Here is a 12,574-nt window from a genome sequence, read left to right as displayed (position 1 = left end):
TTACTCCCTCCGAAATTTATAGCCAACGCCGTACACAGTTAGCAGGTAGAGGGGGTGATTGGGATCGGCCTCTACCTTTTTCCGTAGGTTCATCAAATGGACATCGATCGTGCGCTCGAAGCCTTCGTATTCCAGGCCAAAGACGCGATTAACCAACTCGCTCCGGCTAAACGCGCGTCCAGGTTCACGCGCCAGGGTTTCCAGCAGCTTGAACTCCTTCGGCGTCAGGCGCACAGGTTCATCCGCGCGCATGACCTCGTGAGCGGCAAAGTCGATGCGCAGGTCGCCAATCTGCAGCGGCGGCGCCAACTCTTCCTCCTGGGTGAAACGCCGCATGACCACGCGTACACGGGCCACCAGTTCGCGCGGGCTAAACGGCTTGGTCACGTAGTCGTCGGCTCCCAGATCAAGGCCCAGCAACTTATCCTCTTCGGTCGAACGTGCCGTAAGCATAATGATCGGCACCTGCGACTCGACGCGCAGGATGCGACAAATATCCAACCCATCTACCTTTGGCAGCATCCAATCAAGAATAATCAAGCTAGGCGCACGCTGGCGCGCGAGTTCCAGCGCCTCGCGTCCATCGTAAGCGACAAGCACCTGGTGTTGCTCGCGTTCAAGGTAGAGGCGAATCAAATCCACGGTTTTTCGATCATCGTCAACAACCAGTATCTTTCGTTTCATCTGATAGGTTCCTATTAGCAGGGAAATAGTGTGCGCAAAAGGGGCAATATATGTACGGATAGCTCTCTATTTTGTCTCTAGTATAGCCAATTATTGTGAAGTTTTCATGAAGGAGATGATTGGCTCATTTCTAGCTTCATCCAAAAGAAGTCCATAGAAATTGTCAAGTCCCCTGTGGGCAGGTTAAAGAAACCCATCCGGTTTAAGATAAGACAGCATCCGCTGTGCGCTTGAGGATAAATCTGAAGCGCCTGAGGAGAACCTAGCTGGGGGTGGGGCCAGCGGCGACTTTGGTCGGATCGTAGTCCTTCCTAGTTCGGAGTAAGTGGGCAGCCCCCAGCATTTTGCGCATGACCGCCATCAGCGCCGTTTTTTTACAAGCCCCGCGCGCCCGCAGACGATGATAGTAGACCCCAAAGACCGAGTCAGGGAGCCAAATGCACCGCATCGCAGCCATGTAGAGCATGCGTCGAATCAGTCCACTGCCTCGTTTGGAGCGTTTGGCTTGCCCTTGCCACTTGCCACTCTGCTTGATTTCGATATCCATGCCAGTATAGGCAATTACCTGGTCGAACCGTTGGAAGCGCGTCACCCCTCCTTGGTGAGAGGCGGAATCTGCTAAGCGTACAGTTTTCACCTTTCGATACACTGACCCCTCACACTGGGACGAATGTGCTGTTGGACTTGACGAATAAGGATAGAAGAGGTACACTGCAAGGGCTATAGCGATGGGACAGGCCGCTCGTATATCCTGTTCCCCAGCAAGGACGCAGAAGAGTTCTCCGCAATCCTCTTTAGATTTTTCTTCCTGCACACACGTTAGATTTGATATCAGCAAGCAGCCCTGCTTTTGTATCCTACGGCTCGCTCCTGGTACGTTTTAAAGACACCGTGACTTCAGGGAGTTTAGAAACACCCACGAAGTGGAGCATTACCAGGCTCAGGGGAAGGCACAGGAGGTAGATCCTCCTGCCGGGGTGGGGACCTCTCACAACATTTTTTTCATGACCTGAGTGAGTACACTACGCATTTCGTAACGAGATTTCGTAGTGGCCGAAAGGATAAAACATGCCTTCTTTTCAAGACCTTCCTTTGCAGCCCGCAACACGTGCGGTGCTGGCATCCATGCAGATTACAGAGCAGACCCCTATTCAGGCCGAGGCGATTCCAGCCCTGCTGGCTGGTAAGGATGTAATAGGGCAGTCCGCGACTGGCTCTGGCAAGACGCTTGCCTATGGTATTCCCCTGATCGAACGCCTGGCAAAAAATAAACGCGTGGCGCAGGCGCTTGTGCTGGTTCCCACACGCGAACTGGCTGTGCAGGTCAATTCAGTCCTCAGCACATTTGCCGCGCCCCGGCGCCTGACAACGGCCCTGCTGGTGGGTGGGCGACGCTATGAGAAACAGATTTCCGCCCTCCGCTATGGTGCGCAGATTATCATTGGCACCCCTGGGCGTATCAAAGATCACCTGGAGCAAGGCAACCTGGTCCTGCGCGACATCCGCATCTGTGTGCTCGACGAGGCCGACCAGATGCTCGATAGCGGCTTTGGACCCGAGATTGAGCAGATCCTGGAAACCTCACCTGAGGACCGTCAGATGGCGCTCTTTTCAGCGACTATGCCTACCTGGATCGCGAAGTTGCAGGAGAAGTTTCTCAAAGATCCCGTCAAGGTAACGATTACCCCAGAGGCAGGCGTGCAAAGCACGATTGAACAGGTTGTCTACCAGGTGCCGCGGGGCAAGAAAGTAGAGGCACTCTGCACACTTCTGGCCTCCACCCAGGGCGAGATCAGCCTGATCTTTGGCCGTACCAAGATGGGCGTCGAACGACTGGGGGAACAGCTCAGTAATCTTGGTTTTGCCGTTGGGACCTTCCATGGCGATAAGAGCCAGCGCGCCCGCGAAGATGTATTGATGGCATTCCGCCGGGGCCAGGTGCAGATGCTGCTCGCGACCGACGTTGCCGCGCGTGGACTCGATATTCGTGGCATTACCCAGGTCATCAACTATGAGCTTCCCGACTCCGACGAACTCTTTACGCACCGCATTGGCCGTACGGGACGCATGGGACGCTATGGCAAGGCCGTCACACTTCTCGCGCCCTCGGATATGAGTAAATGGCGACGTATGTCACGTAGCTTCGGGCAGCCCGTTGCCGTGCAAAAAATGGTCCTGAATGATGAGGCCGCTCTGGCCCGGCCTATGGTAATGTCAGAGGGAAAGCAGACACGCGACCTGGAGCGCGATAGCGAGCAGACCTTGCTGGAAGACGAGGACACTCAAGTGGTGACGTTGAATGAGCGTCCCAGGCGGGAGCGCTCCAGATTCCAGGAGACGCAGGGAGCCTATACGAGGAAACGCCCCTATGAGCGGACGCGTAATGAGTTCTCCGCGCGTAGGCCAGAGCGCAGCACTGACACCTTTGCCGACGCCGAGCGCCCTGCTCGCTCACGTGTCCGGCATACAGAAGTGTTTGTAGAGACCGAGGGACAGGCACACGCACGCGCCAAGCGCGCGGAACTCTTTATTGAGCCTGAGCTTCCTGCTCGCAGACAGGAGCGCCGCGCAGCGACGTTTGAGAAACCATCCACAGACAAGACCCGAGAATACAAGAGAGGCACAGGGAAGCCCTCGAGCTTTGGCAAAGGTGAGGGCAAAGGCAGGAAGCCCGCGTTTTCCTCCTTTGATACACGCTCCGGGAAACGTACATCCGGGGGCACTGCCCACGACGCCCGCCGCACGCGGGACCGTATCTCCAGCCGGTAAATCTTCTAGCATAGAGCGAAAAGTAGACGAGTGAGCTGAGAATTTTTCTCAGCTCACTCGTCTTGCTACCAGTTCGATGCGTTTGCTCATTGACTCCTTGCTGGTGTGATCTCTCCCTCTTTTTCCGACGACCTCTTGAAAGCCCATGTCTATCTATGCTACCATAGGCTTCTTTGCAGAGCTCTACCTGTAGTACAGCAAAGGATGCAACTATGGCAGCAAAACCCATTATTTTGTTGGACGATGGCGGTGTGATGAATGATAATCGCCTGCGTGGTCCACAGTGGCAACGCCTGGTAGGTGAATTTTTCGCGCCCCGGCTTGGAGGCACACCTGCTGCCTGGGCTGAGGCCAACCGCGTCTTGATGATGGATATCTTTGGGCCAGCAAACTGGCAGGCGCGAATACAAGCTGCAACCGATTATGCCAGCTTCGAGCGCACCTACTGGTGCGACTGGCTGGGCGGTATGTGCCAGCTCGCGAATGTGGCGGTCCCATCAGAGGAAGCATGTCTCGAACTGGCTTGCCAGGCCGAGACCTACATCACCCATCGGGTGCGCGCAACCTTTCCTGGCGTGATCGAGGCCCTCCACGAGCTACACACCCAAGGATACACGCTGCATACCGCGTCAGGCGAATCCTCGCTTCACCTCCATGGTTACCTGACGGGTATGGGCGTACGCGATTACTTCGGACGACTCTACGGCGCTGACCTGCTCGGCATCCTCAAAGAGACGCCTGAATACTACGAACGCCTCTTCGCCAACGCTGACATTGCGCCCTGCGATGTCCTGATTGTCGACGACACCCCACGCGTTCTTGCCTGGGCTAGAGACCTCGGCGCGATGACTGTGCTCATCAACACTGAACAGGAGGCGCCCGATGGAACATTTTGCCTCAATAATTTGGCCGCATTGCCACAACTGGTGAGTCAGCTCACCAGATAGTTCTTCGGCTGAATAGTTAGCCCATCGTTGCCTGTACGCGGTTCACGGCATTGAGGACGGCCTTGATAGAAGCCTGTTCGATATTGGTTGCGATAGCAGCACCGAAGAAGGTACGTCCAGAAGGGGTCTCGATCTGGAGGTAGGCGACAGCGCGAGCATCCGAGCCATGATTGAGCGAGTGTTCAGTATAGGAGCGCACAGTGAAGTTGGTTAGTGAAGCCTGGTTCAAAGCACGAACAAAGGCATCGATGGGTCCATTGCCGCTTCCGCTCAACTCGTAGAGTTCGCCGTTCAAGATCACACGTGCGCGGCATACCACCTCGTCGGGAGAGCTTGCCCCAGCCTTTTCCGCGTGGAAGGCCTCGAGCGAGAAGGGGCTGGTGCGCTGAAGATACTCGTGCTCGAAGGCATCATAGATCTGTTGGGGCGTCAACTCATCGCCCCGGGCATCGGCGATCGTGTTAATAATCTTGCCAAACTCGACACGCATGGCCTTGGGCAACTGGAAGCCAAACTCGTTCTCCATCACATAGGCCACCCCGCCCTTGCCCGACTGCGAGTTAATGCGAATAATGGCCTCGTAGGTACGTCCAATATCCTTGGGATCGATGGGCAGGTAGGGAACCTCCCACACGGCATCCGGGGCACCATCCCAGGCCGCCATGCCTTTCTGGATCGCGTCCTGGTGAGAGCCGGAGAAGGCTGTGAAGACCAATTCGCCAGAGTAGGGATGGCGTACGGGAACCTGCATGCGCGTACATTCCTCATACACCGCGCGAATCGCGTCGATGTCGCCAAAATTCAAGAGAGGGTTAATGCCTTGCATGTACATATTGAGCGCAACCGTAATAATGTCTACATTGCCTGTACGCTCACCATTGCCAAAGAGGGTCCCCTCGACGCGCTCCGCACCAGCCATCAAGCCTAGCTCGGTTGTCGCGACGCCTGTACCGCGATCATTATGGGTATGCAGGCTGATAATAGCGCTCTCGCGGTCGCGCATATGGCGACAGAACCACTCAATCTGGTCGGCATAGATATTGGGGGTCGCGATCTGCACCGTCTCGGGCAGGTTCAAAATGATTTTGGCTTCGGGCGTGGGCTGCCAGACATCCACCACGGCCTCACAGATCTCCAACGAGAAGTCGATCTCGGTGAGCGCGAAGCTCTCGGGTGAGTATTGGAAGATCACCTGCGTCTCTGGAATGGTGGGTACGAGATCCTTGATGAGCCGTGCTCCACGGGTGGCGATATCGATAATACCGGCTTTATCCAGGCCAAAGACCAGGCGGCGCTGGGCGGGCGAGGTGGAGTTATACAGGTGGATAATGACCTTTTTCATGCCCTGGATAGACTCAAAGGTGCGGCGAATCAAATCCTCGCGCGCCTGGGTGATCACCTGCACCGTTACATCATCGGGAATGCGATTTTCATCTACGAGCCGGCGGATAAAGTCGAATTCGATCTGCGAGGCGGAGGGGAAGCCAACCTCAATCTCCTTAAAGCCAACCGAGACCAGGAGATCAAACAGTTTCAGCTTCTCTTCAACGCTCATTGGAATGGGTAGGGCCTGGTTGCCATCGCGTAGATCAACGCTACACCAGGTGGGAGCGGTGGTGATGGAGCGTGAGGGCCACTGACGCTCGGGTAGTTCAATTGGAGGGAATGCGCGGTACTTCGTGACGGAACCCTGCTGCATCCCCCCGTGACGGTTGACGGCGGTTTTGGTTGTCTGTGTGTTACGCATCTGATCCGAAATCATCGTATGCCTCCAAATGAAACATTGTGTCGTGCTTGCGCACCTGCTTCTCATCAAAAAATTTTGCTTCTTCTCCGAAAACCCAGAGCGCGAAGCGCCAGGCACGTCAGTGACGTTGGGTTTCGGAATAAGATCTTAGGAGGCAGGGAGAACATCCTTGAATTACCAGTAAGTCGTCATTGACTCACCTGATCTCTGCCTAAAAAAACAGCCGTGATAATATGCATCACGGCTGTTTTTGCGTCTCTTTGTACAACAACAAAAAAGCCGTGGACGCTTTAATCTTCTGGTCGTCCACGGCCCTGGGATATGATTGATTCTACGGAGTGGTTAAAGCAACCACTTACGACAGATGAACCATATGACCCTGGACGACCCGCATAAGGAGGAGGCCAAGTCCAGGGAGTGTAAGCTCATGTACTTTTAATTGTTGTGTAGCATCTGTCATGTGCAAAGTAGAATCCTTCGCTGTCTGTTTTCTTGCTTTAACTGTAACACCAGCACAAGCATTTGTCAATAAAAAAAGAGCGCTGAGGATAGATGTGCTATAATGAGGAGCGTTTGGGACGTTTGTTCGCTAATAGTCAAGCGTATCTGGCAGACTGGGGGTAACTCTATGGCGTTCCCTGGTGTCCTTTTGCACGAACGGGCGCGGGAGTATTATTGGGAGGGGCAGGGGAATGTATCACTAAAATCCTTTTACGCGGGTCGTGCCCTGTATACACTGGGGCAAGGCTACTATGCCGTCGATGATACGTGTTATTTGCTCGTCAACCAGGATCAGCCATATACGATTGCTATCGAAGCGGAGCAACCAGTCGAGTCGTTGTGTGTGTTTTTTGAGCCAGGTTTTTTGGAAGATGCTCAACGTGGCCTGGTTACTCCCATGAAGACGCTCCTTGATGAGCCAACGTGGCCTCTTGATCGCAAACTCCACTTCTTTGAACGTACGCACACCCGTGATCCGCAAATAGCCTCTGCCCTGGCACGTTTGCGGCTTACATCCTCAGATCATGAGTTTGTATCCATAGACCTGGCCGAGGCGATGTACGACCTGGCCGTGAGCTTACTCCAGGTCCATATGAATGTCTATAAGGAGATGGAGGCGTTGCCTGCGGTGCGCTCAGCAACGCGAGAGGAGTTGTATCGCCGCCTCTACCTGGCCAGAGAGTATATGTACGCCTTTTTTGATCGTCCCCTGGCGATTACAGAACTGGCCACGGTCGTCAACCTCTCCCCCACGCATTTTCTGCGCACCTTTAAACAGGTCTTCCAGCAGACACCACACCAATACCTCATCGGTGTTCGCCTGGAGCGTGCCCAGCACCTGCTTCTCCATACCGACCGCCAGGTGACTGACATCTGTTTCTCCCTGGGCTTTGAGAGCCTGGGGTCCTTTAGCTGGCTCTTCCGCCAGCGCCTGGGCTGCTCACCATCCGCCTATCGCCAGGCTAAAAGGTGATTTTGGAGAAGCATGCTGCCTCTTCGTTATGAGATACTAGCCTCACCCTGATTGGTATCAATAGATCGAAAATGATTGGAGAAGCACGCATGGAGAAGAGGTCCGCATTGTCCGCAGAGATGGTGCATGAGTTTGTCGCGAACGCACATGGAGATTTGCAGCGCGTCCAGGAACTCTTAGTACAAGAACCTGCATTGTTGAACGCAGCCTGGGATTGGGGTGGAGGTGACTGGGAGACGGCTCTTGGAGCTGCGTCCCACATGGGCAGGAGAGATATTGTCCTCTACCTGCTCAAGCATGGCGCGCGCATAGATATCTTCGCGGCGGCTATGCTCGGGCAGGTAGAGATTGTGCAAACCCTCTTGCAGGCCTTCTCTGGTATGGCCCAGGAGAAAGGCCCACACGGTATCTCGCTCCTGGATCATGCCAAAGCTGGAGGAGAAGAAGCGACTCCCGTTCTTACGTTCCTGCAATCTCTTTCGCAATAGCGTCCTTGCCCGACGCGTGCTTTCGCAGCGTCGGGCCTCACTCCTGGCCTTCCAGTCTGTCTTGCAGGCGTACGCGTGCCTCCAGGTGCTGTAGGCGTACATTCAGGCTCGCGATGACGGCCTGTTGCTGATTCAGCGTCTCCTGAAGGTGCTGCTGTTCCGTCGTGCGCTGCTTTGTCTCTTCCTCGTAGCGCCCGGTCAACTCCTGTACAATACGTTCGAGTTCAAGGTGGCTGACCACGACCTGTTCGCGGAGCAAGGCAACACTTTCATCGAAGGCCTGTTGCCGCTGTTGCAGAGCGTCCTCGTGGGCGCGCGCTGCTTGCTGAAGCTCGTTTTGCAGTTCTGCCAGGTGCGTCGCAGTCTCTTGCTGCCAGGTGTCGGCCTGCTCACTCCAGGTTGCCAGGCTCGTGGTCAGATTCTGATATTGTTGCTGAACCAGTTCTCCCTGCCAGACAATCTGGGTGGAGAGCGTTTGCACCACCTCGTCAAGTTGCCCCGTACACTCCTCAAGTTGCTTATGCTGTGTGGCGAGCTCGGTAAACAGGGTATGTTGTTCCTCCAGGAAGCGAAAGATCTCCTGTTGCTGCTGTGTTAGCTCCTGCTGGGTTTGAGTGGAGGTTGCCTGGTACTGTTCCACTGTCTCCCGAAGTTGGGTCGTGAGCTGCTCCTGAGTGTCCAGGCGCTGGGTCTGCTCCGAGATACGCTGCTGAACCTGTTCAAACTGCTGCTTCTGGCTGTCTAAAACATGGCGCAGTGTTTGAGCCTGCTCTTCAAGCTGGCCCAGCATCTCTTCTTGCTGGGTATCCAGGCGCTGTTCTACCTGGTCATGAAAGAGGCTCAATGCCTGTTGCTGTTGCTGAACTTGTTCCGCCAGGGCCTGAGAGTGTTGTTTACCCTGTGCCTCCAATTCCTGGTGAAGCTCCTCAAGCTGTTGTAAAATGCGCTGGTGCGATTCACGAAGCGCCGCTTGCTCACCGGGGATGCTCGTCAGGTTTAACTGAGTCTGTTCGCTAGTAATGACCGCGGAGTTATCGATGATAGGCGTCAACTGAGCCAGGTCGCTGGCTCGCACCTGGCGTGTACGCTGATTGAGGCCAACATTCTGTCGACGTACGGGCAGTAAACCGCTCTTAACCCAGCGACGGATGGTCACATCCTGGCGACGTGTCACACGCGCCGCATCAGTAAGTGAGAGCCAGTAGTCGTGCTCGTCAACCAGTTCATCGACATAGCGTTCCTGTGTATCGAAAGCAGGATGCTCTAACATATCGTGTGTCACTTGTCTATATCCTTCAGATAGGAAAACATATTTCGCACAAAGAAGCTCGAAGTAGAAATACAGTCACAAGAGGCCATCGTACGCGTGCAAGATTGTAGTTTCGCCTCCATACCTGCTCCAATCCTCTTGCCGTATACAGTATATCTGTGATATTGGCGAAGTCCTCGATTGCATGACTGAGAAGGCGGGTACGCTGGTACTTTTAGTTCTTCAAGCTATGGAGTATACAAGTATATGTCTACCTCTCAACGAAGGCAAGAGCCGCAACAGCGCTGGCGCGTCCTCCTAATAGGTGGTTCATCTGGAACAGGGAAGAGCAGCATTGCCAGGCAGCTTGCGGCGCAACTGGCAATATCCTGGCTCCAGGTTGACGATCTACGCCTGGCCTTGCAAAATAGCCGCATCTCCTTCCCCAAACAGGCCCACACCGATGCGCTGTACTTCTTCACCCGGCCAGGGATCTGGCGCGACTCACCAGAAGCACTCAGCCAGGCCCTGATCGCGGTCGGAGAAACACTGCGTCCCGCCCTGGAAATTGTGATTGCCAACCATATCGACATTGACGCCCCCGTGATCCTGGAGGGAGACAGCATTCTTCCATCATTACTAGAAAATCCATTGATGCACCAGTATAAGAACAGGGGGCGACTCCAGGCTGTTTTTCTCCAAGAACCCGACGAAAAGCAGCTTTCTATCAATATAACGCAGCGGGGGAGGGGAACTGCTGGCATGAGTGAGGAGGAATTGCGCACAGAGGCCAGGGCAAAATGGCTCTATGGGCAGTGGCTCGCGCATGAGGCAATGCGCTGGGGTTTGCCAGTTCTGGAACCACAGCCCTGGGAGACATTGGGCGCGCGTATTCTTGGGACTTGTTATAAGCGGGAGGACGGATAGTAAACCTGAGTGCCTTAAAGCTCAAGGCCAGCTTTATAACTTAGGCAAAATACAACCCACATGATAAAATGTCATAATGGATAGAGCTGATCATACACACAGTATAGTTGTACCTGAGCGAGTTCGGCTGATGGCCGAGCAATCAAGCTCCCAGACAAGACAGTGGCTCAAAGACCTCCCTGGTCTTATTGCCGAACTTGAGCAAGAATGGGAGCTTAGCATTGGCCAACCGCTGCCTGGAGGATCTTCGGCATACGTAGCGCCAGCAAAAAACGCGAGTAGAAATGCGATCGTAAAGATAAATATGCCGATCCGGCACAGTCCTTATGACTTTCAGCAAGAGATAGACACTATTATTCGTGCGAATGGCCACGGCTACGTTCGAGTGTTAAAGTTTGACTATGAGCGCCGCGCCTTGCTTCTAGAGCAGCTCGGACTATCCATGCAAGATAGTAAATTGGAACCTAAGCAGGCAATAAGATTGCTGTGCAAGATACTGAAACAAGCGGTAGTGGTCTAAGTGAGAAGGATATAGTAGACTATGATGGCCAATGACAAAGAATATGAATGAGGAGTATTTCATGGTGACGATCACCCTTCACTGTCCCCATTGTGGAAGCGAGGCGCTGGTGCGTGATGGGCATGCCTCCAACGGAAAACAGAAGTTTCGCTGTCATGCCTGTGGGCGTCGAAGCCGTGAGAACCCGACCCCCAATGTCTATCCAGAAGTTCGCCGCGAAGAGATTTTGCACGCCTACCAAGAACGCAGCAGTTTGCGTGGCCTCAGCCGTACCTTCGGGGTCTCTCGCGCAACCGTGTCCAGTTGGATCAAAAAAAAGTAGCTCAGCTTCCTCCTTTACGTACCACCTTGGTCACCCCAGACTTGAAAGATCCCACTTCCACGATACTGGAATTGGACGAACTCTGGTCGTTTGTGCTGAAAAAAGCAAACGACTCTTGGATTTGGATCGCTTTCTGCCGCCAGACGCGTCAAGTGGTTGCCTATGCGTTGGGTGATCGGAGCAAAAAGACGTGTCAACGGTTGTGGGAAGCCATTCCACCAGCCTACCGCCAGGGACATTGTTTTACAGATTTTTGGGCAACATACAGGGCAGTGATCCCTGAGGAGCAGCACACAGCAGTGGGCAAAGAGACCGGAGAAACTGCTCACATCGAACGTTGGAATAACACCCTGCGGCAGCGGTTGGCCCGTTTTGTCCGCATGACGTTGTCGTTTTCCAAGTCCGAGGTCATGCACGAGGCTTGCCTGCTCCTCTTTCTTCATCGCTATAATTTAGACAACACTATCCTTCTCAAGTGAGCCACTACCCTATCTCAATCTGCCCATTGGCCTGCTCGCCCTGTTCGTGCTCGCCATCTTCCTGCCTACTCATCCGTCAGCGCGGCAGGCCGACGTGATAAGCAGGCGTTCCGCTCTCCTGCGCGTTGACTGGTTTGGGGCGGGGTTGCTCGTGACAGCGACGTGCAGCCTGTTACTTGGGCTTTCTCTAGGCAGCACAGAGGTTCGAGGGTGGACGCAGCCCATGGTGATCGCACTATTGGTGGCTGCAGTGGCGCTCTATGGACTCTTTCTGGTGGTCGAACGTAAGGCTGCCGAACCCATTCTCCTCCTCGATGTATTTCGCCAACCTGTCTTTGCGATTGACGCGTTGCAGACGCTCATCCAGGGCATGATCCTTATCGGAGCCTTCCTCCCGCTCTCGTTGTTTTTGCAGGGTGTGCTGGCGCTCTCGCCAACCGCTGCGGGTGCCCTGATTACCGCGCTCTCGGTCAGTCTGACACTGGGCGCGGCGCTCGCGGGAACGAGCATTTCCTTGCGCAAGCGCTATCAACTGACGGCCATCACAGGTGCGGTCATGATGACGGCAGGAGCCCTCTTGCTCCTGCTCATGGGTGCAACGAGCAATCTCCCGCTGATTGGATTGGCTCTGATCCTGATCGGCCTAGGTGCAGGCTCCTTCTTTACGATCCAGATGGTCGTGGCTCAAAACGCCATTCCTCTGTCACATCTGGGAGTGGGAATCGGTGTGATTCGCTACCTCGGTCAACTGGGCATGACGTTGGGTGCGGCCCTGATGGGTCTTCTCGTGAACGGGGCGCTTGCTGGAAATACTGATGCCTCCCTTCCGACGAGCAGCGCTGCTCGGGTCCAGCTTTCCAGCGTGCTGCAGAACAGTTTCGGAATGGTGCTGGTGCTCAGCATAATGCTCCTGGTAACAACCCTCTTCCTGAAGGATGTACCCAGGAAATCTCAGACAGAGTAAACAA

General features: G+C 54.6%; 12 protein-coding genes. 8 read left to right on the top strand and 4 right to left on the bottom strand.

Annotated elements, in window-relative coordinates; genetic code table 11:
• Together KTE_RS01380 and KTE_RS01375 are read right to left on the bottom strand one after the other, a co-directional pair.
• Window positions 1-684, bottom strand: a complete 684-nt coding sequence (locus KTE_RS01380; protein WP_201377669.1) for a response regulator transcription factor — start codon at window positions 682-684, stop codon at window positions 1-3.
• 262 nt (window positions 685-946) lie between these two features.
• Window positions 947-1,276, bottom strand: coding sequence for a transposase (locus KTE_RS01375; protein ID WP_236600235.1), 330 nt, complete (start codon window positions 1,274-1,276; stop codon window positions 947-949).
• A 476-nt stretch (window positions 1,277-1,752) separates the two neighbouring features.
• On the opposite strand from KTE_RS01375, the gene KTE_RS01370 reads away from it, so the two are divergent.
• Together KTE_RS01370 and KTE_RS01365 are read left to right on the top strand one after the other, a co-directional pair.
• A complete protein-coding gene (locus KTE_RS01370) occupies window positions 1,753-3,453 on the top strand; it encodes a DEAD/DEAH box helicase (RefSeq protein WP_201377667.1) in 1,701 nt (566 codons plus the stop codon).
• A gap of 212 nt (window positions 3,454-3,665) precedes the next feature.
• Entirely contained in the window at window positions 3,666-4,400 is a 735-nt protein-coding gene (locus tag KTE_RS01365) for an HAD family hydrolase (protein ID WP_201377665.1), read from the top strand.
• Between the two features lie 16 nt (window positions 4,401-4,416).
• On the opposite strand, the gene leuA is transcribed toward KTE_RS01365, so the two are convergent.
• Window positions 4,417-6,099 carry a 2-isopropylmalate synthase gene (gene leuA / locus KTE_RS01360; protein WP_374226793.1) on the bottom strand — a complete coding sequence of 561 codons (1,683 nt, stop codon included), beginning with the start codon at window positions 6,097-6,099 and terminating at the stop codon, window positions 4,417-4,419.
• Window positions 6,100-6,775: 676 nt separating this feature from the next.
• On the opposite strand from leuA, the gene KTE_RS01355 reads away from it, so the two are divergent.
• On the top strand, window positions 6,776-7,621 hold the full coding sequence (locus tag KTE_RS01355; RefSeq protein WP_201377661.1) for an AraC family transcriptional regulator: 846 nt from the start codon (window positions 6,776-6,778) through the stop codon (window positions 7,619-7,621).
• Window positions 7,622-7,710: 89 nt separating this feature from the next.
• Window positions 7,711-8,109, top strand: coding sequence for an ankyrin repeat domain-containing protein (locus KTE_RS01350; protein WP_201377660.1), 399 nt, complete (start codon window positions 7,711-7,713; stop codon window positions 8,107-8,109).
• Window positions 8,110-8,146: 37 nt separating this feature from the next.
• On the opposite strand, the gene KTE_RS01345 is transcribed toward KTE_RS01350, so the two are convergent.
• Entirely contained in the window at window positions 8,147-9,391 is a 1,245-nt protein-coding gene (locus KTE_RS01345; protein ID WP_201377658.1) for a hypothetical protein, read from the bottom strand.
• Between the two features lie 234 nt (window positions 9,392-9,625).
• Between KTE_RS01345 and KTE_RS01340 the strand changes: the two genes are divergently transcribed.
• From KTE_RS01340 to KTE_RS01325, 4 genes are all read left to right on the top strand, one after another.
• On the top strand, window positions 9,626-10,285 hold the full coding sequence (locus KTE_RS01340; RefSeq protein ID WP_201377656.1) for a hypothetical protein: 660 nt from the start codon (window positions 9,626-9,628) through the stop codon (window positions 10,283-10,285).
• Between the two features lie 130 nt (window positions 10,286-10,415).
• Window positions 10,416-10,805: an aminoglycoside phosphotransferase family protein gene (locus KTE_RS01335; protein ID WP_236600233.1), complete on the top strand. Its 390-nt coding sequence runs from the start codon at window positions 10,416-10,418 to the stop codon at window positions 10,803-10,805.
• A 61-nt stretch (window positions 10,806-10,866) separates the two neighbouring features.
• Window positions 10,867-11,606 (top strand): IS1 family transposase gene (locus KTE_RS01330; protein ID WP_201377654.1). Its coding sequence is split into 2 segments (ribosomal slippage): window positions 10,867-11,122 and window positions 11,122-11,606, totalling 741 coding nucleotides; the frame shifts between segments, so codons are not numbered across the junction.
• Between the two features lie 46 nt (window positions 11,607-11,652).
• Window positions 11,653-12,570, top strand: a complete 918-nt coding sequence (locus tag KTE_RS01325) for an MFS transporter (RefSeq protein ID WP_307811864.1) — start codon at window positions 11,653-11,655, stop codon at window positions 12,568-12,570.
• The last annotated feature ends 4 nt before the right edge of the window (window positions 12,571-12,574 follow it).

Origin of the sequence: Ktedonobacter sp. SOSP1-85 (assembly GCF_016587415.1) — a bacterium.
Lineage (GTDB): Bacteria > Chloroflexota > Ktedonobacteria > Ktedonobacterales > Ktedonobacteraceae > Ktedonobacter.
Note: the sequence above shows the minus strand (reverse complement) of the source record. Positions and strands in the feature narration are given on the sequence as shown.

What these genes read in the sequence shown, in the direction of transcription:
- KTE_RS01380 (WP_201377669.1), bottom strand. Translation starts at nt 684, where the DNA reads ATGAAACGAAAGATACTGGTTGTTGACGATGATCGAAAAACCGTGGAT.
- KTE_RS01370 (WP_201377667.1), top strand. Translation starts at nt 1,753, where the DNA reads ATGCCTTCTTTTCAAGACCTTCCTTTGCAGCCCGCAACACGTGCGGTG.
- KTE_RS01365 (WP_201377665.1), top strand. Translation starts at nt 3,666, where the DNA reads ATGGCAGCAAAACCCATTATTTTGTTGGACGATGGCGGTGTGATGAAT.
- leuA (WP_374226793.1), bottom strand. Translation starts at nt 6,099, where the DNA reads ATGCAGCAGGGTTCCGTCACGAAGTACCGCGCATTCCCTCCAATTGAA.
- KTE_RS01355 (WP_201377661.1), top strand. Translation starts at nt 6,776, where the DNA reads ATGGCGTTCCCTGGTGTCCTTTTGCACGAACGGGCGCGGGAGTATTAT.
- KTE_RS01350 (WP_201377660.1), top strand. Translation starts at nt 7,711, where the DNA reads ATGGAGAAGAGGTCCGCATTGTCCGCAGAGATGGTGCATGAGTTTGTC.
- KTE_RS01340 (WP_201377656.1), top strand. Translation starts at nt 9,626, where the DNA reads ATGTCTACCTCTCAACGAAGGCAAGAGCCGCAACAGCGCTGGCGCGTC.
- KTE_RS01335 (WP_236600233.1), top strand. Translation starts at nt 10,416, where the DNA reads ATGGCCGAGCAATCAAGCTCCCAGACAAGACAGTGGCTCAAAGACCTC.